Genomic DNA, 24912 nt, shown 5'->3' on the forward strand with positions numbered 1-24912 from the left:
CCCCTGAAGCGGCCGTCGCCCTCGAGCCCGTGCCTTGGGGGACGTAGGCGAACGTCCCCTTCCAGACCACAGTCCGGTCGTCCGGAAGTTCGCCGCCAGCGATCCCTCCCGCGACCTGTCGCGCCCGCAGACCTGTCCTGTCACGCCGCGTCTGTCAGATGGCGAGCCCTTGACCTGCTGGGGTGGCAGGTCGTTTGCAATTACTGGGGGTCGGTTTTCTCAGTCGACCTGGCTTTCGCGGAAGTCTCGTTCGCGATAGAGACAGAATCGGACACTCAGGGCTGCAGAGCGTCTCGGGCGTTCTCGTACATCCAGTGGTTCCTGCGCGGCTGAAGAAGCAGTCGGCGAACTTCAGGGCGCTGTTCCATGCCCAGCTGGTGCAGCCGTGGCCGAGGCACTTTTCCGGGAAGTAGGGGTTCATGGAATCGGCGTAGAAGGGGTTCGGTGTGAACTTCCGCTCCATGAGTCCAACCACCAAGTTGTGCTGGTCAGTACTTCGCCGCTCATCGCTGTGCTCGGGGCGCCACTGAGGTTTGTAGTGAACCAGCTCGTTGCGCAGCCTCATGAGCAGAGCTGCTTCGCTGAAGGGACGGGCGCCACGGTCGAATTGCTCCCGCCCGAGCAAATGCAGCACCTTCTGGTATCGCTCAAGCGTTTTGGACTCCTTCGAGAGGTTCCCGCCAGCGGCCGTGATCTGCTGCCGTTCTTTCAGCTCCAGTCCTGTCCGGGCTTCGGCGCCTTCGACGTGCGCGAGGTCGTCTCTTGCGGCCGTGAGGATGAACTCGTTGATGCATGCCTCGATGAAGGCTCCGGACGCGAGCACGGAAGATGTCGCGTAGGAGCGGTGGTCCGACCTGGTACCGATGGGCGCAGTGTCCTCCTCACCGGAGCTCGGTGCCAGGGCTTCCAGTTCGCCGCACTTGCGGGAGAAAGAGCTCGCGGCGCGGGCATGGTCCAAGGAAAAGTAGTGCCAGACCCAGATCGGTACGCTGTTGTCCACGAGGCCAAGCGTAGACACGACGCGTCCGGATTCCGCCGTTCAGCAGTGCCGCAGCGAGAATACGACACCGCGAATGAGAAAGAGTGAGAATCCGACAGCTTCAATGCGACAGGACACTTGTGGGTCTCCGATGGATGGCACAGGTGCCGTCTTGATGCCACTACAGCTGAGACTGTGCCGCGAAATCCCGGACCCTACATCCGATGTAGGGTCTCGCCACTCGTGGACAGCCCAGACACGCTGACCAGGCGCTTTTTGCAGTCTCACGAGGATGGCACAGCCGCTCCATCTCAGGTACGTGGCATTTCCTCAGCGGCCGAGGGGCGGAGTGGCGTGAGGTTGGTGCTCGAACCATCTGACGTTGGTCATCGCCTTCTGGTAGACGACGCCATGGTGCACGGCGTACGACCCGGCGATGTAGTCGCCGGCCGGGTTTGTCTGCCCGCCGACGACCCGGACCCGGATGTCGAAGGCCCTGATGCCGGCCGCCAGTTGGCCAGCCAGATTACCGGCCGGGGTGGAGTCGCCCTCTTGGGTCTCCGTCGAGTCGCCACCGAAGGTGGACAGCGACTCGTGGGTCCCGGGGATAGACATGGCGCCCAGATGCGTACTGCCAGGAACGTCCTTCATCCAGTCCGAACCGGCCGTGGCGGAACTCAGGCTTCTGTACGACGGGTGCTGATGATGGTGTCCGCGTGCGCGGAGGTGGCTGCGGGCACCGTCAGTGACGCGAGGCCGACCACTGCGGACAGCAGGGCGCCCGTGGGGGTTCTCCAGTCTCGGTTGGTCGTGCTCTCCTCAAAAAACGGGGCACATCGCACACAACGTCCCCCGGAATCGCCCTGATATGGCGGTCGAGGTGCGTCAGCGTAGCCGACCTTTCGGTGACGTCCGACGTCTAACGCGAAATCCCGTTCCACGATAGCTGCTCGTTAGCGAACCGCTAGCGGGGTATGGGATCTTGCTCTGGGCAGCCTTTACGTCGCTGGTTCGATGAAGTCAGCGATCCATGGGACACCGTACGGGGCCCGGATCCCTGGCGGTCTTCTTGGCCCGCGCGAACACCGCGACACAAGGATTTCACTCCTCGTCTGGGCGATGAACAAAAAAACCCGACCGGAATCTATGTGGATGACAACGTCATCGATTTCCTCCCGGTCGCATCCGGGGCATTTTTCCATGCCCCACTCAGAGAACATACGGAAGATTATATGACTGAAAAACGGGCGAGACGGTCGAGGGTTTCGCTCCTCGCCCTCGTTCTCGCGTTGTTCGGCGGGCTTTTCGTGGGGATCGACGGCAAGCCGGCAGCCGCCGCCGTCGGCGAGATCGACGCATGGAGCGTCAGTCACTTCGATTCCGCGACCTACAACATCCGGAACTCGAACCAACCCCATCGCTGGGGAGAAATAGCCGAGTTGGTCGCACGCAACGACGTCGTGGCACTCCAGGAAGTGCGGGACGCCGCGTACCCTGGGGATCAGGCCAACGGGATCAGCGGTTTCGAGAACGAGCAAGAGCTCCATTCATGGCCGTACGGACCAGGGCCAACAGATGTGCTGCGCCTGCTGGAATACACCTGGACCCCACCCGGCGGGCAGCAGGTCTTTGCATACAAATTGACGAACATGAGGCAGCAGCGTGCAGTGGCCCTGATAGTCCACGCACCGATACCGCGGGAAGAATTCTTCCCGGTGCCGCCGGTTGCGGACGACGTGGCGTCCAAGGCCATGCTGGGGGCGATCATCCCCGACGCCGCCGGCCACGAGGGAATCTTCTTCAGCGCTCACGCCCTCAACGGCGGTGGCGACGTGGCGCGCCTGGTCAACTCTGCGTCGGCACTCGGGGATGCCGAGGGCCTGCCGTGGGCGGTCATGGGCGATTTCAACACCAACCCGACGTGGGGCAACCAACTCCCGAACGGGGCCCGCTTCGTGACCAGCGGGAACCCCACCTACCACTGCGGTGTGGGAGGCAGACGGCAGAACGAGTACGACTACATGGTCACCAACGACCATGACCCCCTGACGGCGACTGCGAACCCGGGCACCTCGAACTCCCCTTCCGACCACTGCACGGTGGAGTTCACCCCCGTGACCCCGTGTGTGGGGTTCGGAGTGATGGAGAAGAACACCCCATGCACGCCGCCGCCCACCGGTGCCGCGCGCAGCATCGGGGTGAGTTTCGTCAACCTCACCGGTTGCGATCTGACGTTGGAGTGGCACGCTCTGCCACACGGCATCTGGACCGCCACACCGCCCGATCTCATATCCAGGGAACAGGGCGCAGCGTGGGGATCGGAGAGTTCGGGGCTCGCGACGGGGACGGAGGGAAATATCCGGTACGTCACCCGGAACTGCTTGGAAACGAGCGACAACAACCGCCAGGTGCAGTTGCACTGGAACAACCCGTTCATCGGCTCCAACAGCTACGACGAGAACGGCAGCGACTTCTCCACGTTCAGGATCGACCGGCAGGGCGGCGTCGGAAACAACACCACCGTGATCTGGACCGTACGGCAAAAGCCGATAGCCGTGGTGGCGATGGGTGACAGCTACATCTCGGGCGAGGCCGGACGGTGGGCCGGGAACGCGAACACCGGCAACGCCGGTTCTGCCTGGGGTACGGACCGGGCCGCGTCCGCCTGCAACGCCGACGAGAGCAGTTGCCAGCACGACCTGCAAGGGGTTTACGGGGACACCTCCTACGACGGGGGCAGCGGCTGCGACCGCTCCGAAGTGTCGGAGATCGCCGGCGCCGAGATCGACGGCATCCCGCCCGAGCGACGGTTCAACCTGGCCTGTTCGGGGGCGACCACGGACCACGTGGTCCGCAGCGGGTTCAAGGGAGAACGGCCACAGGTCGAGCAGTTGAAGGACCTGGCGAGGTACTACCGGGTCAGGACGATCGTGCTTTCGGTGGGCGGTAACGACCTGGACTTCTCCGGGATCGTCTCGGGCTGCGCACAGCACTTCATCCTCGGTACGGGAGCCTGCAAGGGCGGACAGGACAGTGCCTTCCGGGGCAAGCTCACCGGGGTCGAGGACAAGGTGGTGGAGGCAATGAACAGCATCCACGCCGCCATGCGCTCCCAGGGGTACGACAGCAGGTATTACCGCCTGGTGGCCCAGTCCTACGCGGGTCCGATCGCCGACAGTTCCCACATCCGATACCCGACGGAGAGCTACGAGCGCTACACGTCGGGCGGCTGCCCGTTCTACAACGAGGACGCCTCCTGGGCCCGCAACGAGGTCATCCCGGCGATGAGCACGATGATCAGGAGCGCCGCACGGCGAGGGGACGCCTTCTTCCTCGACGTGCAGGACGCACTCGCCGGGCACGAGCTGTGCCACAGCAGTGCCGAGCAGGCTGCTTCGGGCAACACCCTGGCCGACCCGCTGCCTGCGGCGAAGGCCGAATGGGTGCGCTGGGTTCCCTACCTGCTGCTGCCGTGGGGATCCCAGGGCAACAAGCAGGAAGCCGTCCACCCGAACGCCTACGGGCAGAAGGCGCTCAGCGGCTGCCTGACCCAGGCGAGCGGCCAGATCGACAACGGTGGCCGGGAGTTCCGCTGCACGTCCACGGCCGGCTCCGCGCAGCCCTCCGTGCAGACGGTGGAGTACGACATCCCGGCGTCCACGAACCGGATCCTCGCCAAGGACAACCGCCGCACCGGCCTGGGTGGTGACCTGCCGGACTGGAGCAAGGCCGGCTACCGAGGCGGCGAACCGCTGCCGGGAATCTTGAGGCTGCGCAACCCGCGCTGCACGATTACCCCTGCGATACTGGCTGAGCATTACAACGTGAAGCCCAACGACGGCCAGGATGACACCGCCGGCATCCAGAAGGCCATCGACTACATCCGCACCGCCTGCACTCCCTATGCCTCACCGAAATGGCTCTCCTCGATCGCACTGCCCAGTGGCACCGTCGAGGTCAGCAAGCAACTGTCCGTTGACGCCTCTTACCTTGTCATCAGCGGTCAGGGTACGGCTCCCGGCACCGGCACCAAGATCGTGTTCCGGCCGGACGCCGCGACCAAGTACGACACCCTCTATCAGGGCAGCCGCTGGGACCAGGACGCGATGCGCTACGAATGCCCTGGCAAGCTGGGCGGCTCCATCACCGGCACCGGCGGGTGGATCTGGCCCGGACGCGCCCTGTTCCGTGTGCAGACACGCGAGGTGTCAGCCAAGCACCAACGCATGTGCGGCGACATCTCCGCGATCCCGGAGAACCGCCGGGACCTGTTCGAGGGATCGGTCAACCAGCACTGGGAATCGGGCGTCACCCTCGCCGAGAACACCGCCACCCCCGGCTACGCCGCGCGTGAGGGCGACACCACCATCCCGCTCAACAGCACCGCCGACATGTCCGTCTTCAAGCCGGGCGGCTACCTGTGGGTCGGGGCCGCAAACAGCATGGCCTTCTACGACAGCCAAGGGGTGGACACTGTCGGTCAGGTGGGGGAACTGGAGAACCTGCACATGCGCCAGCAGGTCTTCGTCATCTCGTCTGTCGACAGCACCCAACGCACCGTCACCATCGACAAGCCGCTGGAGTTCGATGTCCCCGTGACCTCCGTTTCCGATGGCTCCCCGCCGATCGGCGCCACCGTCTACCGCAGCAAGGTCACCCCGCTCAAGATGATCACGGACGTTGGGTTCGAGGACTTCACCTTCACCCAGCAGATCGACGGCCTGAGCGCCGAGTGCACCGATCCGGCCCCGAACTGCGCCACCCACAACTATGGCAACCTCGCCCCTGAGGCCGCCATGCACGGCATCGTGTTCAAGTGGGCTGCCAACTCCTGGGTCAGGGGGACCAGGGGCGAGATGACTGGCTCCCACCCCGTCGTCACAGAGGTCGCCAAGAACCTCCAGATCGAGAACAACTACTTCGACGGCGCCTGGAACAAGGGCAAGGGCGGCAACGGATACCTGCGCGGCTCCCGCGTCTGGGACTCTCTTTACGCCTTCAACACCACCCGCAACCTGCGCCACTTCACCTTCCAGTGGTCGTCCTCCGGCAACGTCGCCTTCGCCAACGACTTCGACTCCGACCTCAACCTGCACGGCGGCTGGGAACGCCGCAACCTCTTCGACAACAACACCGTCCACGTCCCCTACAACCACTCCTCCGGCAGCTGCACCGCCAACTGCGGTGGAGAAGGAGGCGTGGGCGACAAGGGCACCTGGTGGCCGATCTACTGGAGCGCCGGTTTCAAGGCCGTCAATTGGTCCGGCTCCAGCGGCCCCCAGAACGTCTTCTTCAACAACGACCTAGCCAAACAGACCACCAAGAACGGCCCTTACCAGCCCTACCAGCCCTACTCCACCCGCGGCCGCGCCTACCAGTTCGGCTCCGCCAAGGACTCCCCGCGATCCTTCAAGCACCTCGACTACGGCATTCCCGGTGACCCGTCCCCCGAGTGGAACCCCATCTTGGACTGGGCCGGCGAGGAGAACAGGGACTACACCGCGGGACGGGGCGTCAACAACAGTTACCAGGACAGCGGTGACTCCCTCTTCGTGAAGTCCTACCAGCACTGACGACCACCGACCCACGACACCAGGGCCGTACCCACCGACCGGCGGGTACGGCCCTTCGGTGTACCGGACGCCCGCGTTGACCCTCCGGGCCACGCGCACGGGCAGAAAATCGCCGGATGCTCGGATCCAGGCTTTCTGTAGTGGTCAGTTGGCTGCCGGGGTGAGCCGGCCTTCGAAGGCGACCTGAAAGGCGTTCAGGAGTGCATCCCAGCGCATGGTCCACCGCTTGTGGCCCTTCCCGGTCGGGTCCAGGCTCATGAGGGACCATGTAGACGCACTTGAGGGCCGCGGCCTCGTTGGGGAAGTGTCCGCGGGCCGGGACAGCCTTGCGGATACAAGCGTTGACGGACTCGTTCGCGTTCGTCGAGCAGATCACCTTGCGGATCTCGACGTCGAAGGAGAGGAAGGGCACGAACTCAGCCCAGGCCGGTGAGGAACCGGATGTTCTCCAGCCGTGCCTGCGGTAGCTCGCTCCACTCCTCGTACCGCCACCCCCGTGCTTCGACCAGCTGTCGGGTCCAATCGAAGGTGAAGGCCACGGTGGGTTCGCTCAGCCGACGCAGGGGCTTCACGTCCACGACCTTCGGATCGTCCCTCGTGATCAGCAGAAAGTCCGGAACGTGCCTGCGGATCCTGCTATCTACCTCAGTCTTCAGCAGGAACGGCTGCGCGACGATACCTCGTACGGACGGGTCGAAATCGGCGAAGAGAAGCCTCGCCAGCTCCAGGCGACTCTCGTAAATGACGTGATCACGCAGTGTGGCCGACCAGTAGACGCTGGAGAAGTGCCTCTACCCTCGGTACCACCGGAACGTACGCCACGGCGCTGCCTTGGCCAGCCGGTCCAGCGGGACCGATCGCCACGCCTGATTCACGACGCATTCACCGTCCCGGCATCGGAAACTCACCAAAGCCCCTGCGCCGTCCATCGCGCCCCCCAGCAGCCGCCCTGATAACCAAGGTGACAGCGCGGTATCCGCGACGGTGCCAGCTTCGTTCGGGGTCACCCGAATAGATGACGTGCTCGACCTGCGGATCTCAGATGGTTGGCACAAGTGCCAACCTGGTGCCATTGCAGCTGAGACTGTGCTGCGAAATCCTGGACCCTTCATTCTTGTAAGATCTCGCCCTTCGCTGCATACGCCGAGGCCGTGACCTGCGGCTTCTCGCGGTGTCTCACGGCGCTTCATCTGCGGCTGTCTCAGCGGCTGGTGCATTTCCTCCGGGGGCAGCGATGCCCCGCCGGACGGGCAGGCCACTGACCTGCGGTGCCTCACGGCCCGCTTCATAGGTGCAGTCGATATGAAGCGGGCGGTGAGATTATGAAGCTGGATTGGAGACGCTACAATTCTCCTTTCAGGTCTGGGCCATGTCGACGAACCGGGAGTAGTGGCCCTGGAAGGCGACGGTGATGGTCGCGGCGCGGCCTCCATCCCTGCACTGCGGCCCCGTTGCGCCAAGGGCAGGAAGGCAGATCCTGACGGAACATGCATGTACGGCTTCGAAGTACCTCTTTCCGGTCGGACTGAGGTCTCATAAGCGGGGCTCTTGCTGCCCGGTGCGTTCCTTGGCGCGCCTGGAACGCGAGGAGTGCGGTCTGCCAGGTGTGAGGCACCAGGCCCCGGCTTTCTGGCCGCAGTCGGGGCAGGTCACGTCGTACACCTGCCACACGGTCCGGGCCACCTCGTGCTTTTTCTGCTGCTCCTGGAGCTCGCGGAGAGTGGACCGCAGCCGGTCGGCATGCGGCACTTTCCGTGCCTGACCGGTACGTCGCCCTTCGTCGATGACGCACTGCTGGCCGGGGTCCGCTCCGCAGTGCGGGCACGGCCTGGTGTTCCAGTACGCCTGGCCGACCTGCTGGTGGAGCGGTGCGGTCTCCTGCGGCTTGAGCGGCCTGAGCGGTGTGGAGGGTTGGGGCGGGAAAGGCATGTATCGCAGGCGTTGGCTCCACAGCTCGAGCTGAGCCTGCCGGTGCTCCCCGAGCTTGCCGATCCCGGTGGCTGCCTGGAACAGCGGCCAGGTAGTCGGCGGCCGCGCGGACCCTGTGCTCCTCCTCCTCGGACCGGCCGTCCCGGGTGACCGTCTTCCCTTCCGCCAGGAGCGCTTTAACCCTGCCGGTCTTCTGGTCGGCCATGGCCTGGTTCAAGCGGGCAAACAGTTCCTGGCGGGCCTCTGTCTCCTTCTTCACCCAGAGCAGGGCGTTGTTGCGGCGGGCGGCGTCCAGTTGGTGCTGGAGCTGTGGGCTCACCCCGGCCAGCTCGGTGATCTCGCGGCACACCTCTTGCGCCAGATCGGTGGACTCGATCCGACGGGCGTAGAGCAGCCGGCGCATCAGCTCGTGCGCCTGCACGTCCTGCTCCGGTTCCTCCTGCTTCTTGCCCGGAGTCCACACGGTCGAGGAAGGCGTGTTGCGGGCCTGGACGATCCGCTCGACCGCCGGGGTGGAAAGGCCCCGGTCGGTGATCTCGCATTCGTCCAGGGCGAACCACTCGGTGGGTCGGTCGAAGGCCTCGGTGCCGATCCGGACCCGGCGGGTGGTGCCTTCGCTGTCCAGGCGGATGCGGTGCACGTACCAGCGGTCGATCAGGGTGTCGGAGTCCACCGGAACAGACACCCCGAGCACCGGCTCGTGCTCCGCGTCCCAGTCCGGCGCCACCTCTTTGTCCAGGTGCACACGGAGTTTCCTGTGCGGTAGCTGAATGTCGACGACCGACCCGACCGGCACCCCGTCCGGCTGGACGAAATCGAAGCCGGCCTGCGTACCGCGAGCGCGCAGCCAGACGTCGGCCGCGGCCTTCATGTACAGATGGTCGGCGCTCGCCACTCCGCGGGCGCTGCGTCCGCACAGGTGAGGGTGCCCGTCGGGACCGGGGAAGTGCGCGAAGTGGCGGACCCGGTCGGTGTACAGCTTGGTGGTCAGCTGGCCACCGCAGCCTCCGAGCAGCAGCCCGCACCAGAACGTGTCGTGCTCGTGCTGCCGGCGGAAGGCGTCCAGCTCGATCGCTTCCAGCGGAAGCATCAGCGGCTCTTCCGAGTCCGCGCCGCCCAGAACCGCCGTTTGAATCTGCCGCCTGTCCCCCCGCACGAGCCCCCACCTTCCCCTTCAATTCAGCGTGCCACCACACCCGCCGGCTCCGCAGCCGATCCCGCGTCCGTCTCGCCCGACGCGATTACCAGAGCACTTATGCGTTTCGGCGGAGGGCGCGAGCGGCGGTCTGGCGCTGCTGGGCGCGGACATCTTCGAGCGGTATCGGCACCTCCTCCTCCTGGCCGTCCTCGATGTCGGGGAAGACGATGCCAGGCGAGGTTGTGGCGGCCCCCCACCCGCGACCCGAACTTTCTACCCGTCGCCGATCCCTGGTCCGGACGCGGAAGCGGGCGCGGAGGGGCTGGAGAGGGCACTCGTTGCGCTGGTGGGCGCAGGCTATTCGTCCCAGTCGTCGTCTGGTTCGGATTCCCGTACGAACCACAGGTCGAGGGTGTACTGCTCAGTCGTGGGGCACTGTCTCCACGCTGCTCCGATCTGTTCCGCGTCCCATTGCTCCTCGACACCGCGCTGGGTGCACGCGTTGTAGTAGGCGGCTGTGGCTTCTCGCCCACTCCATGCCGCGTGGCCGTCGTAGACGCCGGGTCGAGGCAAGACCATCTCGCCCGCCGGCCCGAAGGTGCCCTGGTTGATGACGAGCTGGCCCGTCTCTGATTCCAGAGAGACAGGGACCGTGCCCTCAGCGTCTTCCGGGGGGTTCTGGGGGGCGTCCCAGACCCTGATGATGACCTCTACAGCAATGTCGGGCTGGCGGGTCTGCAGGTAGAGGTGATAACCATTCCGGCGGAGCAATAGTCAAGACCTGTGGATCAAGTCATGGCGAGCCCCTAACACAATGAGGCTGGCGATCTCGTTCGTTGGCCATGGTTTCAGTCTTCGGTCATGGGCCAGGTCTCCCAGACCAAGTCAAGGCGTCGGTATGCGTCGTCGAACCAGGCATCGACCAGTGGGACGATGACCGTCACCGTCGTCAGGGACATTGAGTGGTCCTTGATCGTGACCTGGCACCGGTCATCGTCCTCGTCGAGTTCGATGAACAGCCACGGAGCGCGTTTCCCCTCGCGCCAGGTGATGTCCTGTCCCGCGTCGAGCAAGTCCAGGGCCTGCTGCCACTGCCGCAGGTCCTCGGGGAAGATCCAGGTCTTGAGGGTGCCACGGACGAAGGGCGTATCGACCAAGAACTCTCCGACCAGGACATCGGTCTCGGTGGGACGCCTCCGCTCCTCCTTCCCCGCGATCCGGAGAATGACGCTATTGCCCTCCCCCTCCAGGCGGATCAGGTCGATCGGACCCTCAGCCATGACTGCCCCTCCCAACTCGCGCATGTTGCCGAACACTAAACGTCGGCACGGACACAGGACCGGTTGAGGTGTGTCAGGCCGCGTGAGCTTCGGGGCGTTCGACGAGGTGTCCTCGTTCGAAGCGGGCTCCGGCGCGGACGAGGGCGACGAGGTGGGGTGCATTGACGGCCCGCCACCTTTGCTGGGCGGACTCGACGAGTTTGAAGACCATGGCGAGGGCGGCGGCCGCGCTGCCGGCGCCCTTGGTCACCTTCGTGCGGAGCCGGACAGTGGCGAAGGTGGACTCGATGGGGTTTGTGGTGCGCAGGTGGATCCAGTGCTCGGCGGGGAAGTCGTAGACGCCAGCAGCTCCTCGACGTCGTCGGTGATCTTCTTCACCGCCCTGGGCCACTTCGCGCCGTAGACGTTCTCGAAGGCGGTGACCGCCTTGAACGCGTGCTCGCGGTCCTCGGCGTTGTAGATGTCCTGCAAAGCGCTGCGGGCTCCGGGCTGCGCCGACTTCGGCAAGGCGTTGACGACATTCGCCGTTTTGTGAACCCAGCGCCTTTGGTGCCGGGCTTGGGGGAAGACCTCCGCGAGGGCCTTCCAGAAGCCGAGCGCGCCGTCGCCGACGGCCAGGACCGGGGCGCGCATCCCGCGCCGGGCGGCATCACGCAGCAGGTCGGCCCAGGACTCGGCCGATTCGCGGTAGCCGTCGGCCATCGCGATCAGTTCCTTGGTGCCGTCCGCGCGCACCCCCATCAGGACCAGCACGCAGGACTTCGCCTCCGCGAGGCGGATACGCAGGTGGATGCCGTCGGCCCAGACGTAGACGTAGTCGGATCCGGCCAGGTCGCGCTCGCCGAAGGCTTTGTGGTCGGCCTGCCACTGCGCCGTGAGGCGGGTGACGGTGGCCGGCGAGAGCCCGGCCGAGCTGCCCAGGAACTGCTCGAGCGCGGGTACGAAGTCGCCGGAGGACAGGCCGTGCAGGTAGAGCAGGGGCAGCACCTCGCTGATCTTCGGGGACTTCCGTGCCCAGGGCGGCAGGATCGCCGAGGAGAACCGCTTGCGCTCCCCGGTGGTCTCGTCGAGGCGCTTGTCGTTCACCCGCGGAGCCTTCACCTCCACCGCCCCGGCGGCGGTGGTCACCGACCTGGGCTGGTGGTAGCCGTTGCGAACCACCAGACGGCGGCCGTTCGCGTCCCGCTGATCAGCCAACTCGGCTATGTAGGCGTTAGCCTCGGCTTCCAGAGCGGCGGCCAGCATCTGCCTCGCCCTTCGCGGACGATCTCGTCGATCAGGGAGGTCCGGGGTGCTGCCATCGGCATTGACTACGCTGAGCATGGGCGTGCCTTCCCGACCCGCGCTGCGAACGCGGGCCTACTCGGTGACCTTCAATCGATCACTCGGGAAGGTATGCCCTTCGCGTCCCAACCCGAGCCCGATCCACAGGTCCTGAGCATTGCTCGGTCTCCGGCGACTACCTGGGTCCTTGACCGGTAGTACGCCTCGTCGCTGCCGACGTAGGCGTCCGAGTCGTACACCTCCACGAGCCCACAATCCGGCCGGGCGCTGGTGCTGTACTCGGTGATGAGAGACACGAGGGCTCCGTCACTGATCACGAAGTGTTTTCCACGTAGACGCGTCTCCAATGAGGACGCAGTTCAAGGTGAGCATGCCGCAAACGCGCGGCGGCCGGCCGCCGCGCACTCTCGTCTCAGAGAGGGATCTCCATGCGTCATCGGTCGTCCCCTGCGCGCCCGGACCCTACCTCGCGGCAGCGTATGCCGGTGCGCTAGGCACGGCCACCGCGGCAGCCCTCACCATCCGGCTGCGAACTTGATCGGCCGGACAGGTCCTAGTTGATGGGAGGGATCACCTCGATGTTGCTGAACGAGTCCGAGCGCCGGACAGCCCTCCGAGAGATCCTGCAGGCGGCCACATCCGGGACCGCCCCGCAGGCGCGGTCGGTCGACGCGGGTCAGCCAGTGGCGGGGAAGACCGAGATCGCGGCACTCGTCCCCGATGGACGCAGACGTGTTGTTCGGCGGTCCGGGAGGAACCGCGGGCATAGGCGGAGTCTTGAGCGCAACACGCCGACAGCGTAGTCACGAGTAGGGAAGGGCTGCTTCGCGCCCGGTCGGCTTCCTGCACGGGCCACGGCCTGTCGAGCGCTCGGTCCCGCGCTGTCATACCCCCGTCATACGCTTCCCGTCATGAGCGTCTCTCTCTACTACAGTGCGCACCGCACGACACCGCTGACCGAGGCCGAGTCGGCCTCGGTCGCGCGTGTCGTCGCCGCGCACACGGCGTCATTTCCGTACGACGACGAGGAAAGCCTGTACCTGTACGACCGGCATACGGCCGAGCCGCACGAGATCGTGGCCGGGTCCACCAAAATGCCGCTCGATCCCGGTCGTCTGATGCCCGTGATCGCCCATGTACTGGACAGCGTGACGGAGTTGCGCCGGGCCATGCCGGATGCGGAGTGGCGTGTGCACATGGACGACCTCGACGTCCCGTGGGACGAGGCCGAAGGGTACGCCCTGCCCGGGATGCGCGACGCGGACCTGATCGCTGAGCTCGCAGCAGTCCACGGTGGAGAGGTGGCAGCGGAATGACGGAGGGGAGAACGGGAAAGGCCACGGAGGCCGTGGCGCCCACGCCGGAGCAGCAGAGCCTTCGGCGAGGCGCTGTACCGTCGCATTTCTGAAGACACCGATACCGGTCACGTGTTGCTGCCTGAGGACAACGCGGTGGCTGTCGTTCACCGCGCGCGGGACGGTGGGACGATCCTCGTGGCAGCCGACCGGTCGGTGCTCTCCTCCGGCACCGCGCTCGATATCAGCGCCGCCCTGATCGACTTCCGGGCCGGCCGGCGCACACCCGTGGAGCGGTTCCGGTAGCGGGAGACGTGCCCGCGAAAGAGCCGCGCTCAGGTCGGGTAGCCGATCGACGTGATGGTGTCACCGAGCTGCGCCAGCGTCACGGCAGGGTTCAGGGCAGCCACTGCATCCGGCGTGAGAGGCCGCAGCTGGTACACATCGATGACGCCCGTGCCCGACCTGAGCGCGGAAGCTTCCGCGCGTCCCCCCGGCCGTCGTGGTCGAGGGACTTGGTGTGCTTGCCCGCCAGAGCGCAGTCGCTGAGGTGGACGCTGTCCGGTACGGGACGTCCGCGCTCGCGGAGGTAGGCGACGACCAAGCCCGGCTCTACGGGCCCCATCCGTACGGTCCGCATCGCGGCCTCACGCTGCTCCAGCTCGGCGATCCGGGCCCGCACAGCGCCCAGGGCCTCATCGGGACTCATTCGGTCAGGGCGGCCGGCACCGACATTCGTCCCGCACCGCAGGAACCATGACAGGGCCACCCCCGGTGCTGACCCCGCCGAGGCAGCCGCTCGACCACTCCACGGCGGCGAGCCGGTCTGGCCGTATCAGCAGCCCTACCAGGCAAGCCATCTCCATACCAACGGGCCCCACACCAACGCCGGGTGCGCTGAATGCATGACGTGGCCGGGGCTACCGCTGTGGCGATCAGGTGAGGCAGGCATTCGCCGCGTATCCAGCAACACCCCCGAGAGGTTGCATTCCCGAATCACATCCGCGCTGCCGTTTCCTTCACGTCCTGAGCAGTGACGCGGCGGCGTTCCACAGGACCGGAGGACATCATGCGTACTCAAGGTTTCAAGCGGCGTACGTCCTCCCTCGCCCCGTCTTGGGGCTGGGCCTCGCCCTGCCGTTCGCCGCGGGCATCACCCCCGCATCCGCACAGGAAACAGCGCTGCATCACCGCCTCCCCTCCGGCCTGTGGAATTGCGCCATCAACCCCGAGGACGCCCCGTTCCTGGATTTCTGGTGCACCAGTACCGGTGACCTGCCCGCTGGTTCTGTTCACACGTTCGTCTTCGAGGTCGATGTCGCCCAGAACGCTCCGTGCTCTCTCACCAACACCGCCGCCGTCAGCTCCTCCAACCTTGGCCAAATCGACAAGGCCAGCGACCCCACCACCATCACCGGAGGCACCTGCAACGGCGGCAACGGCGGAGGCGGATCAATCCTTCCCATCAACCTCAACGGCATCTTCACCATGTTCAACAACATCAGCACCAACAGTCCCGGAGGCACGAACGCCCCCAACCAGAACTTCACGAAGACGACCAACTGAGAACCAGCCGCGCGTCGGGGCCACCCGGTGCACTGGCCCCGACGCGCGGCCGCTCCCGCTCCGCGGCCGGCGGCGCACACCGCGCGATTGAGACCCCGAGTCTGCACACGACCGATTATTGACAGGACCCGTCGAGGGGGCGCAGCGGCCGCGCCTCCACAGTGACCGACGCCCGAACGCCGGGTCTCGCCCTCAGCCGTGCGGCGCGCTTGTGCGACGCACCAGAACGGAAGACCTCTGTGCTCCAAGGAACAGCAGCCGTGACCCGCGCAGCACGAGGGTCACGCGTCGGAGTCCATCGGCACTGTCGCGGCCGTCAAGGGCCGGTCAGATGACCACCGAGCCCGCCGTCACGCGCGGGAGGCGGCCCGGACCGGGCAGCCACACACGGGCGCTGGTGGCGGTGGTGGCAGTGGTCGGGGCGCTGCTTCTCGGCCCAGCCCAGCCGATCCGCCGCGACGGTGCCGCGCCCACAACATCCGCCCCGGCCGACCACGGCCGCATGCCGGCCGGTGGACGGGCGACGGCAACCACGCCTGCCGCCGACCCCCGGATCCAGTTACTGCGGGCGGTAGTGCGAAGCACCCTTCCCCACGACCCCCAAGCCTTCACCCAGGGTCTGGAGTTCCACGGCGCCACCCTCTACGAGAGCACGGGGCTGGTCGGCCAGTCCTCCGTGCGCGCAGGACCGCCAGGCAAGCCACCCACTCGGTACGTCGCCCTGCCGGCGCCATTGTTCGGGGAGGGCATCGCGCTGTCCGGCGCCAAGCTTTGGCAGCTCACTTGGCGCAACGGCATCGCCATCGAGCGCGACCCCACCACGCTCGCGGAGCGTCGCCGAGTCAGTTACCGGGGGGAAGGCTGGGGCCTGTGCCACCAGCGCAACGCCGGGCAGGAACGGCTGGTGATGAGCGACGGCACCGACCGGCTCACCTTCCGCGACCCCGACACCTTCACGGCGACGGGCGGCGTCAACGTGCGCCAGGACGGTGCGCCAGCTACACGGCTCAACGAACTGGAATGCGCGTCTGACGGCTTCGTCTACGCCAACGTGTACGCGACGGACACGATCCTGCGCATCGACCCGCACACCGGCACCGTCATCGCAAACATCGACGCAGCCGGACTTCTGACCGCATCCGAACGCCGCAGAGCCAAACATCTGAACGGCATCGCCGCCGTACCGGGAACCGACAGGTTTTTGATCACCGGCAAACTCTGGCCCCACATGTTCCAGGTCACCTTCGTCCCCAGATGAGCCGTCCCCGCCGCTCGCCCGACGGCCCGCCGGACTTCCATATGGACAGCAGGCTGTCGATGTCAGGGCCGACGCGGGCCACGCGGACTCGCCCTTCGATCAGCTCTCGGTGAAGGCCCTGCGACAAAAGGTGCAGGTAACAAGCCGGAGTGGGGCCGGGCACTGCTCTGGCGGGAGGTTCGTCGGGACGGCGGGGGTGGTCATGGCGGGTCCTCGCACAAGGAAGCCCGTACGAAACCCGAGTAGTCCGTTACGCGCGGCCGCGCACCGCCCTGGGAACCCTTGCACCCCTATATCTGGTGGCCAGACCGGCGTTGGCCGCCGCGCACCTGCGTACGGTCGCGCAGGGCCTGGCATCGCGGAGCGGACGGTGCGGCGCTGGCCGGCGCCGATCCCCTCGGGCTGTTTCCCGGCCGCCGGGCAGGTCGGCCCCTTCCGCTTCGCGGCCAGAGGGCCAGGCGAGGGGATGCGGCCCCTGCGCGATCCCGGCGTGGCCGAACCGGACGACGACGCGAGGACTGACCAGGACGCCGGTTCTTGGGCTCCGACCTGACCGGCCGGGGCCCGCAGGGATGGTGGGAGGGGTCAGCTCGGCTGGTCCCCGGTGTAGCGGTAGATGGCGCTTGCGGAGTTGACGCACCACACGGTGCCGTCGGCGGCGGCGCCGATGTCGACTGCGGAGCCGGGGATGCCGACCCAGGGGTTCGCGTCGTGGCCGGTGTACCGGTAGATCTGACCCGACGAGTTCACACCCCACACATGGGTCCGCGACCCCACCGAAATCCGGGTCAGACCACCGGCGACGTTGACCCAGTTGGTCGAGCTCTGGTCTCCGGTGTAACGGTAGATGCCGCCTGCGGAGTTGACGTGCCACACGGTGCCGTCGGCCGCCACGCCGATGTCGACCGCGCTGCCCGGGATGCCGACCCACGGGTTCGCATCGTGGCCGGTGTACCGGTAGATCTGACCCGACGAGTTCACACCCCACACATGGGTCCGCGACCCCACCGAGATCGTCGTGAGCCCCCCAGAGATGTTCTTCCAGTCAGCCATGCCTGGCCCCTTTCGTTTCGGCTGTGCCGCTTGGCACGTGCCGAGCATCGGCGATACCCGCACGGAGCAATAGACCGATTGGTCGCTAAAATGATCCAGAAATCGATGTTTTGGTCCTCCCTTTCCTCCGTCTGTATGGGCAGAGGGCGGTTCGTACTGGTTCCGGAAGTCCGAGAATGCCGTAACCCACAAGGAGACCTCCGCGGCATCCAGTTGACGTCCGGCTCCCAGCGCAGGCCGGCGAAACAGGGACGCCCCGCTGGCACCGGGAAACGGCAGCGGTCTTCGACGGTTCGGTCCGGGTGGGTGGAAGCGGAGCGTTTCTCCGGTGAACCTCTTCACCCGCGCGGCTGAGCCGAGGGCGAAACCGCTGGTCGCCACCTCGTGTTGCCGGTAGTCCAGCCTTTGTGATCAAGAAATGCTCCGTGGCATTGCCGCGCTCTCTCTCGCCCTGACCCCGCTCTCCGTTCCCTCGGCGGCCACCGCTGCCCCGGCCGCCCCCGCGGGCGCCGAGGTCGGAGGCCACCGAGGCGCCGACCGTGGCGGCCAGCTGCAAGCTGTCGGGAGGCGAGTGGCTCTCGTACTTCGACGGGCAGGAGGTCAGCGACCCCGGCAAGCTCGACCTCGACCACATGGTGCCGCTTGCCGAGTCCTGGGACTCCGGGGCGAGCGCCTGGACGCCCGCGCGGCGCGAGGCGTACGCCAACGACCAGGACGCCGCCACCTCCCTCGTCGCGGTCACCGCGCGTACGAATCGGTCGAAGGCGGACCAGGACCCGGCCGAGTGGATGCCGCCACTGCCGGACGCTCACTGCCGGTACATCGGCGAGTGGACGGCCACAAAGCTCCGTTGGGACCTCGCTGCGGACCAGGCCGAGGTCGACGCGCTGACCGTGTACGCGGAAGCCTGCGAGACCACCGTCGTCCCCCACACCCCCGCCCCGTAGCCTCCTGGCCCGGGAACGCACCGTGCCCCACACCGGAGGACGGATTCCAGTGATCGTCGCAACACGTGACCATTGAAATCTAGGGCCTGTCTCTCCGATCACGAGAACCGGACCGGGCTGGGGCTGGCCGGCCCCAGCCGTGCTCAACCGACCGGCGACATCGGTTGGGTTCGTCTCCTGCGCTAGTGAACAGTGCGGTCAGCATGGGTGCGCCGTGAGCGAGTGCCTGGTGCGGCAGGGGGCCTGTGGCGACGAGTGACGCGAGTCCGTGGCCGATAGTCCAGCTCTGTGTTGCCAGGTCCAGCGGGTCGACCTCGTCGCGGAAGCGGCTGTTCGACTTGGCCCGTTCGATGGCCTGGACGAGACGGTGCAGGGTTTCGTCCGCGGCGCTGGTGTCTTCAAGGTCGAAGCCCGCGTCAAACATGACGCGGTAGAGGTCGGGGTTCTCCAGGGCATTGGCCAGGTAGGCGGCACCCAGTGCGGCGAGGTCTCGTACTGGATCCGCGGACATCTTGACGGCTGCGAGTTGGGCGGCCAGGCGTGTGAAGCCTTCTTGCCGCAGTGCCTTCCACAGTCCGTCCATGCCACCGAAGTAGGTGTAGACGGCCATCGTTGACACGCCGGTTCCGGCGACCAGGGTGCGCAGTGTGACCGGTTGCCTCGTCCGAAGCCCGAGGTCTACCGGCAGCTGTCGGTGGCCACCGGATCGAAGCTGGTGTTCCTCGCGGGGCAGGTCGCCCGCGACGCCGACGGCCGGCCCGTGGGCCAAGGGGACTTCGCCGCTCAGGTCGAACAGTGCTATCTCAACATCGGCACCGCTCTGGCCGGGATCGGCGGCTCTTTCGACGACGTGGCGAAGCTGACCATCTACGTCGTTGACTGGAGTCCCGAGAAGATGCCGCTGCTGGGTGAGGGCGTGGGCCGGGCGGCGGCGAAACTGGGCATCGATCCGGTCAAGCCGATCACCCTGCTGGGCGTTGCGGCGCTGGGGGAACCGGACCTCCTGGTCGAGGTCGAAGCCACCGCGGTCATCGAATAGCCGTATCGCTGCAAGCAGGGAGACCATGGGGCTGGTCATGCCGAGTCGGGGAGATCTGACGGACGGCGAGTGGGCGGTGCTGGAGCCGTTATTGCCGGTGAGTAACAACCGGTGCGGCCGGTGGCGCGATCACCGGCAGGTGATCAATGGAATCATCCACCGGCTGGGCACCGGGGTGCAGTGGCGGGAGCTGTCCGAACGCTTCGGCCCGTGGAAGACCGTCCACAAGCGGTACTTGCCGTGGTCGGCCGACGGCACCTGGGAAAGGCTCCTGCGGCACGTTCAGTCCGCAGCCGACGCCGAAGGCGACATCGACTGGAACATCAACGTCGACTCCACCATCACGCGCGCTCACCAGCACGCCGCAGGAGCACCTCAGGCTCCACCGCCCGCGTCGAGGCCTTCAAAGGGGGGCCGCCGAAGGCCAGTGCGGCGGCTGCCGGCCATCGTGATGCCGCACTGCCTCCTGGAGGGGGCGGTGCCCCGGGCGAAGCTCTCGGCCGGTCCCGCGGTGGCCTGACCACCAAGATTCACATTGCCGCGGAGGGCCGCTGCCGCCCGCTGTCTTTACTGATCACGCCGGGACAACGAGCGCGGATACGTCTACCTCGGCACCGTCACCGCCGCCGCACTCCTCATCTGGCTCCGATCATGATCGGAGAGACAGGGCCTAGAAGCCGCGGCTGACCCCCGCGCCACCACGGCCTCGGCGCCGGAACCGGCGAGCTCCTCTGCAGCGGGCGCCCTGGAGGAGGGCAACGGCGTGGGTCCGGTACGGCGGAGAGGAATCGGTGCGGGGAAGTCGGCCGTCAGCGGCGGAGTCTTCCTTGTGCCCCTTCTTCACCGTACGCGTGTATCCCCCCGGCCCGCGCGCCGTGTCTCGACGCACACCGCGGGGCGGAAGCGGACGCGTGCTCACACCGGTTTGCGGGGGGTGTCGCCCCGCAGGAGACTGAACGTATACCCCGTTCCTGCAGGACTCGGTTCGATTCCCGTCGACACCGGAGGAGTCCGCCATGGGACAGCACACAACCGAGTCGAGACCCACCATCACCGGTGTCGCCACCATGAAGCCCGGCCAGAGGCAGGACGGCTTCGAGTACGTTCAGAGGTTCCTGGAAGAGCTGGGGTACCTTCCGGCGCACTCCTACGAAGCCGGTCGCCTCGACAGCATCACCGCACTTGCCCTGGCCTGGTTCCAGGAGCACAGCGCGCTCACGCCGACGGGTTCGTTCGACGAACGGACGCGTGAGGTCATGCTGAAGTCCCGTTGCGGGTTCATGGGTGACACGGTCTTCCGCGCGATCGGAGAGCCCATCTTCCACAGCGTCAACGGACCCATGTGCGCCTGGGACAAAAACCACTTCACCTACGCGTTCGGCGCGGGGACCGTGCAGATACCCGGTGACGACGAGTTCACCGCCGTGCGGACCGCGTTCGCCACGTGGCAGGCCCTCCTCCCCATCACGTTCACCGAGGTGTCCTCGGGGGCGAACCCCGACTTTATGGTCAGTTGGGTTCCGGCGAACGACCCCGACTACCCCCTCCTGGTAGGCCCACGCCACGCACATTCCTTCCCGCCTCCGGGGTGCGGGACACCCGATATGCCCAAGCCGCTCCACTTCGACAAGGACGAGCACAAGTGGCGCCTGGGGGACGAGCCCGACTGCTTCGACGTGGAGAGCGTCGCCCTCCACGAGATCGGCCATCTCATCGGCATGCGGCACGCGGCCGGAGTCGGCATGCAGCATGACGTCATGTGGGCGTTCTTCGATCCCAACACCCTGAGGCGGGTGCCGACGGAGAACGACAAGAGGCGCGCGCGCAGCCTCTACTGGCAGCAGCTCGACGGCAACCCGGCCACCGCCCAGCTCGCCGCGTCGGGCAACCGGCTCTACCAGCGCCACAGCACGGGCGCGGTCTTCGAGTACACCGGAACGCCCATGATCGGCTGGCTGGCACTCGACCTGAACCCCACGACGACACAGATCGTCGCCGACGGAGGCGAGCTGTACCAGCTGCGTCACACCAGCGGCGCGATCCTCCGGTACACCGGCACCCCGCTGGGGGCCTGGCAGCAGCTGGACAACAACACCGCCACCGCGCAGCTCACCGCGTCCGGAGGGAACCTCTACCAGCGTCACAACTCCGGCGCGATCTTCCGGTACACCGGCACGCCCATGACCGGGTGGCAGCTCTTGGACAACAACCCGTTCACGGCGCAGATCGTGGCCGACGGAAACCAGCTGTACCAACGGCACACCACGGGCGCGATCTTCCGGTACACCGGCACCCCCCTGACCGGCTGGGAGTTTCTCGCCTTCGCCGGCAGCGGCGCCACCCGGATCGAGGCCGGCGGCGGAGTCATGTACCAGTTCAGGCTGGCCAGCGGTCAGATCCTGCGGCACCTGGGAGGAACGACCTGGGACACGGTCGACACCGACCTCCGGACCTTGGAGATCAGTGTCGGCGCCGGGGACGTGTACCAGCTCCTCGACAATGGAGAGATCTTCCGGCACACGCCGAGCGGCGAGGTGGGGCAGGTGAGCCACCTCCGGCTGCCGGGCCGGCCCATCCCGGTCATGATCGCCAGTTCGAGCACCCAGCTGTACCACCTGCGCGCCAACGGAGAGCTGATGCGGTACTACAAGTAGCGCGTACGTGGGTTCAGTTGTGGTCGAGGGCGCCGGCGCCTCCTGGGGCGCCGTCGGTTCCGGCACCGCCCGAGGCCCCGGCGCCTCCGGATCCGCCCTGGGCGCCGGCCCCGCCGTCGGCGGCGAAGACGCCCTCGCTGTTCTGGCCGCCCTTTCCCGGGGCACCGGCGGGGCCTCCGGAGCCACCCCCCGCCGCACCGCCGGGACAGCCCGTGGCATAGGCGGCACAGTAGTTCAGGCCTGCCGCGCCGGCCGTGACCGTGCTCGAGGCGAAGGTGTTGCCGGACTGGACGAGGAGTGGCTGGGTCGTGAAGTAGGCACCGCAGGAGGCATCTCCGCCACGACCGCCTCGGCCGCCGCCGCGCCCGCTTCCTCCCTGGCCTCCCTGACCGCCGCTTCCCCCGTTGCCTCCACCCCCGCCGGCGCCGCCGGCACCGAGCGGGCCCACGGAGCCGCCGCCATGTCCACCTCCGGCCCCTTGGCCACCCACTCCGCCCTGGCCCCCGGCTCCCCCTGCGCCGCCTCCTGCTCCGGAGCCTCCGCTCACCGTCCCGTTGTGGAAGGAGGCACGGGTCAGACTGAGCGCGGCCTGGTTGTGCAGCGCTCCCCCGTAGGCGCTGCCGCCCTTGCCTCCGGTGCCGGCGTAGCCGCCGTTACCCCCGGAGCCTCCACTCGCGGCGGCCCCACCGCCGCCGCCTCGGCCGCCGTTGCCGTTGACCCGGTCGGCGCTGCCCGCCCTGCCTCCTATGCCGCCTCCGCCGCCCGGGCCACCACCTCCGGCGCTGCCTCCCGTCCCTCCTTTGCCCCCGGGGCCTCCCTGGCTCCCTCCTCCTGCCACGGCCTGGCTGTAGGCCAGCCGGGTACGGCCGTCGACGTGCAGCGCACCCGCGTTGTGGACGGCTCCTCCCAGCGCGTCGCCGCCCGTGCCTCCGGCTCCTCCTGACTGACCGGGTCCGGCGGTCCCGCCCGTTCCTCCGCGGCCTCCCGTTCCGGCGTCACCGCCCTGACCGCCGGACCCGGGTGGCTGCCCGTCCCCCACTGCCCCGTAGCCGGCGAGACCGGCGGCACCGCCGGCACCGGCCGGTCCGCCCAGCCCGCCCGATCCCCCGGGCCCGCCCCTGCCGCCCACGCCGCCGCGAGCCGCGGCAGCGTGGAACCAGCCACCGTCGATGCGCAGGCTCGCCTTGGCGCCGTTGGCGATCGCCCCTCCCGTCGCGGTGCCTCCTCCCCCGCCGGGGCCGCCGAAACCGCCGGAAGCGCCGAGGCCGCCCGAACCGCCCTGCCCTCCCATGCCACCTGGTCCGCCCGTTCCACCGCCCCCGGGGGTGCCGGGGAGCGCCGCACCGCCGCTGCCTCCCGATCCGGACGGCGCGGCAACGTACCCTTGTCCGCCCCAGCCTCCGTCGCCTCCTCGGCCCCCTTCGCCGCCCTGACCGCCCATCACGCGGTCGTTGGCGAAGGTGTTGCCGGTGACCGTGGCATCCCCCCAGTTGAAGAGGGCGCCACCGTCTCCGGTGCCGCCTCCGCCGCCCCGGGCCCCCTCGCTGCCGATGCCACCGCCACCGCCGGAACCGCCACTTCCGCCGGCGCCTCCCGCGCCTCCCGCGGCCGATTCCCCGACGCCCTGCCCGCCTCGGCCGGCGCCGCTGCCGACGAGGCCCAGACCGCCCTGTCCGCCCATGGCACCGTTCCCGCCCATGCCGCCCGACCCGGCCTGTGCGACGTTGTCCTTCCACCACACGGCGTCGAGGGTCAGGACTCCCCTCGCATGGATCCCGCCACCGCGCGCGCCGCCGCCCGTGCCGCCCTCGTCGCCGCCGCCGGCCGCTCCACCGTCTCCTCCTCGGCCGGCGGGCCCGCTGGGACCGCCTTCGCCCCCGCTGCCCGCGGTGACGGGCACAGCACCGTCGCCGCCCGTTCCACCGGCTCCGCCCTTCCCAGCGCCCGCCCCGGCCGCCCCTGATCCGCCGGCCCCTCCCATTCCCCCGCTGGCGGTGTTCCCCGAGATCACTCCGCCCGTCGCGTGGAACACCCCGTCGCTCCAGACACCGCCGCCGCTTGCCCCGCCTCCGGTGCCACCCGGACCACCGGCCCCCGAGCGGCCCCCGTCGCCTCCCTCGCATCCCTCGCCCCCCGCACTGCCGAACCCGCCACCGCGCCCCCCTGCCCCTCCGAGACCTCCTCCGCCCGCCGCGTTGCCGGCACCACCGCCCCCGCCGTTTCCGCCCACGGCCCGGTTGCCTTGGGCCGTGGCCGCCGACCAGGTGACCGTCCCGGTACTGTGGACGCCTCCTCCGGACCCTTGACCGCCGAGCGCCGCACCTCCCGCCGCGCCGGCCGGTCCCCCCGTACCCCCGACATGTCCCTTCCCGCCCGCACCGCCGGGGCCAGGACCATCCGGTCCCTGCCCGCCCGTGCCGCCGGCGCCGCCGTTCCCGCCGGGCGCACCCTGTCCGCCCGCGCCCCCCGTCCCGCTGACGCCCCCGGCACCGCCGACGGCGTGGTTGTACGTGAGTGAGGTCGTCGCATCGACGGTGAGCGTCCCGGTGTTGTGGACGGCGCCCCCCAGGGCGGCACCGCCGGTTCCGCCACTCCGGCCGGGCGCGCCCGCACCCCCTTCGCCGCCTCTTCCGCTCGGTCCTCCCGCGCCGCCGCCTCCAGGGGAGTCACCGTCGGCCCCCTTCCCTCCCATGCCGCCGTCACCCCCCGCGCCGCCGGCTCCGCCGCGCCCGCCCACGCCTCCCTGGCCACCGACCCCGCCTGCCGCCGTGTTGTGCTGCAGCGTCGAGCCGAGCATCGTGAGCGTCCCGGCGTTGCGGATGGCGCCGCCCCTCGCCTCCCCTCCGGGGCCGCCGACCCCGCCTCCGCCCCCTGCACCGCCGGCCGCGCCTTCGGTACCCGATCCACCGAGACCGCC

At 68.0% G+C, this 24912-nt stretch carries 17 protein-coding genes and 4 pseudogenes; 10 read left to right on the forward strand and 11 right to left on the reverse strand.

What is annotated here, in order from left to right:
* Positions 1-154 precede the first annotated feature (154 nt).
* Entirely contained in the window at positions 155-1000 is an 846-nt protein-coding gene (locus tag ACFWWU_RS15645) for a hypothetical protein (RefSeq protein ID WP_384144725.1), read from the reverse strand.
* A 309-nt stretch (positions 1001-1309) separates the two neighbouring features.
* Entirely contained in the window at positions 1310-1594 is a 285-nt protein-coding gene (locus ACFWWU_RS15650; RefSeq protein ID WP_384144728.1) for a hypothetical protein, read from the reverse strand.
* A 533-nt stretch (positions 1595-2127) separates the two neighbouring features.
* Between ACFWWU_RS15650 and ACFWWU_RS15655 the strand changes: the two genes are divergently transcribed.
* Positions 2128-6552, forward strand: a complete 4425-nt coding sequence (locus ACFWWU_RS15655; protein ID WP_384144731.1) for a GDSL-type esterase/lipase family protein — start codon at positions 2128-2130, stop codon at positions 6550-6552.
* Positions 6553-6696: 144 nt separating this feature from the next.
* Here the strand turns inward: ACFWWU_RS15655 and ACFWWU_RS15660 are convergent.
* The 5 genes and pseudogenes from ACFWWU_RS15660 to ACFWWU_RS15680 form a co-directional block, all read right to left on the reverse strand.
* A pseudogene (locus tag ACFWWU_RS15660) lies at positions 6697-6979 on the reverse strand (transposase); the annotation flags it as partial.
* Complete coding sequence (locus ACFWWU_RS15665; protein ID WP_384144995.1) at positions 6969-7310, reverse strand: TnsA-like heteromeric transposase endonuclease subunit; 342 nt, start codon at positions 7308-7310, stop codon at positions 6969-6971. The pseudogene ACFWWU_RS15660 and the gene ACFWWU_RS15665, both read right to left, overlap by 11 nt.
* A gap of 584 nt (positions 7311-7894) precedes the next feature.
* On the reverse strand, positions 7895-9571 hold the full coding sequence (locus ACFWWU_RS15670) for a hypothetical protein (protein ID WP_384144733.1): 1677 nt from the start codon (positions 9569-9571) through the stop codon (positions 7895-7897).
* Between the two features lie 896 nt (positions 9572-10467).
* Positions 10468-10899 (reverse strand): DUF5959 family protein, encoded by a 432-nt coding sequence (locus ACFWWU_RS15675; protein ID WP_384144736.1) that lies wholly within the window; start codon positions 10897-10899, stop codon positions 10468-10470.
* Positions 10900-10972: 73 nt separating this feature from the next.
* Positions 10973-12206 (reverse strand): annotated as a pseudogene (locus ACFWWU_RS15680) (IS256 family transposase).
* An 888-nt stretch (positions 12207-13094) separates the two neighbouring features.
* Between ACFWWU_RS15680 and ACFWWU_RS15685 the strand changes: the two are divergent.
* Together ACFWWU_RS15685 and ACFWWU_RS15690 are read left to right on the forward strand one after the other, a co-directional pair.
* The gene (locus ACFWWU_RS15685; protein WP_384144739.1) at positions 13095-13499 is read left to right on the forward strand and encodes a hypothetical protein; all 405 of its coding nucleotides are present in this window, start codon (positions 13095-13097) and stop codon (positions 13497-13499) included.
* A 135-nt stretch (positions 13500-13634) separates the two neighbouring features.
* Entirely contained in the window at positions 13635-13784 is a 150-nt protein-coding gene (locus ACFWWU_RS15690; protein WP_384144741.1) for a hypothetical protein, read from the forward strand.
* A gap of 91 nt (positions 13785-13875) precedes the next feature.
* Here ACFWWU_RS15690 and ACFWWU_RS15695 read toward each other — a convergent pair whose 3' ends face one another.
* Positions 13876-14187 (reverse strand): hypothetical protein, encoded by a 312-nt coding sequence (locus ACFWWU_RS15695; RefSeq protein WP_384144744.1) that lies wholly within the window; start codon positions 14185-14187, stop codon positions 13876-13878.
* A gap of 407 nt (positions 14188-14594) precedes the next feature.
* Between ACFWWU_RS15695 and ACFWWU_RS15700 the strand changes: the two genes are divergently transcribed.
* Positions 14595-15044, forward strand: coding sequence for a hypothetical protein (locus ACFWWU_RS15700; protein WP_384144747.1), 450 nt, complete (start codon positions 14595-14597; stop codon positions 15042-15044).
* 331 nt (positions 15045-15375) lie between these two features.
* Entirely contained in the window at positions 15376-16302 is a 927-nt protein-coding gene (locus ACFWWU_RS15705) for a glutaminyl-peptide cyclotransferase (protein WP_384144750.1), read from the forward strand.
* A 585-nt stretch (positions 16303-16887) separates the two neighbouring features.
* On the opposite strand, the gene ACFWWU_RS15710 is transcribed toward ACFWWU_RS15705, so the two are convergent.
* The gene (locus tag ACFWWU_RS15710; protein ID WP_384144753.1) at positions 16888-17403 is read right to left on the reverse strand and encodes a tectonin domain-containing protein; all 516 of its coding nucleotides are present in this window, start codon (positions 17401-17403) and stop codon (positions 16888-16890) included.
* A 467-nt stretch (positions 17404-17870) separates the two neighbouring features.
* On the opposite strand from ACFWWU_RS15710, the pseudogene ACFWWU_RS15715 reads away from it, so the two are divergent.
* Positions 17871-18302, forward strand: a pseudogene (locus tag ACFWWU_RS15715) (HNH endonuclease family protein); the annotation flags it as partial.
* A gap of 79 nt (positions 18303-18381) precedes the next feature.
* Here ACFWWU_RS15715 and ACFWWU_RS15720 read toward each other — a convergent pair.
* The gene (locus ACFWWU_RS15720; protein WP_384144755.1) at positions 18382-18912 is read right to left on the reverse strand and encodes a TetR/AcrR family transcriptional regulator; all 531 of its coding nucleotides are present in this window, start codon (positions 18910-18912) and stop codon (positions 18382-18384) included.
* 45 nt (positions 18913-18957) lie between these two features.
* On the opposite strand from ACFWWU_RS15720, the gene ACFWWU_RS15725 reads away from it, so the two are divergent.
* The 3 genes and pseudogenes from ACFWWU_RS15725 to ACFWWU_RS15735 all read left to right on the forward strand — a co-directional run bounded on the left by ACFWWU_RS15725 (position 18958) and on the right by ACFWWU_RS15735 (position 21995).
* Positions 18958-19341, forward strand: a complete 384-nt coding sequence (locus tag ACFWWU_RS15725) for a RidA family protein (RefSeq protein ID WP_384144758.1) — start codon at positions 18958-18960, stop codon at positions 19339-19341.
* Positions 19342-19378: 37 nt separating this feature from the next.
* Positions 19379-19983 (forward strand): annotated as a pseudogene (locus ACFWWU_RS15730) (IS5 family transposase); the annotation flags it as partial.
* 374 nt (positions 19984-20357) lie between these two features.
* Positions 20358-21995, forward strand: a complete 1638-nt coding sequence (locus ACFWWU_RS15735; RefSeq protein ID WP_384144761.1) for a matrixin family metalloprotease — start codon at positions 20358-20360, stop codon at positions 21993-21995.
* Positions 21996-22008: 13 nt separating this feature from the next.
* Here ACFWWU_RS15735 and ACFWWU_RS15740 read toward each other — a convergent pair whose 3' ends face one another.
* Positions 22009-23736: a hypothetical protein gene (locus ACFWWU_RS15740; RefSeq protein ID WP_384144764.1), complete on the reverse strand. Its 1728-nt coding sequence runs from the start codon at positions 23734-23736 to the stop codon at positions 22009-22011.
* A 27-nt stretch (positions 23737-23763) separates the two neighbouring features.
* On the opposite strand from ACFWWU_RS15740, the gene ACFWWU_RS15745 reads away from it, so the two are divergent.
* Positions 23764-23958: a hypothetical protein gene (locus ACFWWU_RS15745; protein ID WP_384144767.1), complete on the forward strand. Its 195-nt coding sequence runs from the start codon at positions 23764-23766 to the stop codon at positions 23956-23958.
* The last annotated feature ends 954 nt before the right edge of the window (positions 23959-24912 follow it).

Origin of the sequence: Streptomyces sp. NPDC058650 (assembly GCF_042717315.1) — a bacterium.
Taxonomy (GTDB): Bacteria; Actinomycetota; Actinomycetes; order Streptomycetales; family Streptomycetaceae; genus Streptomyces.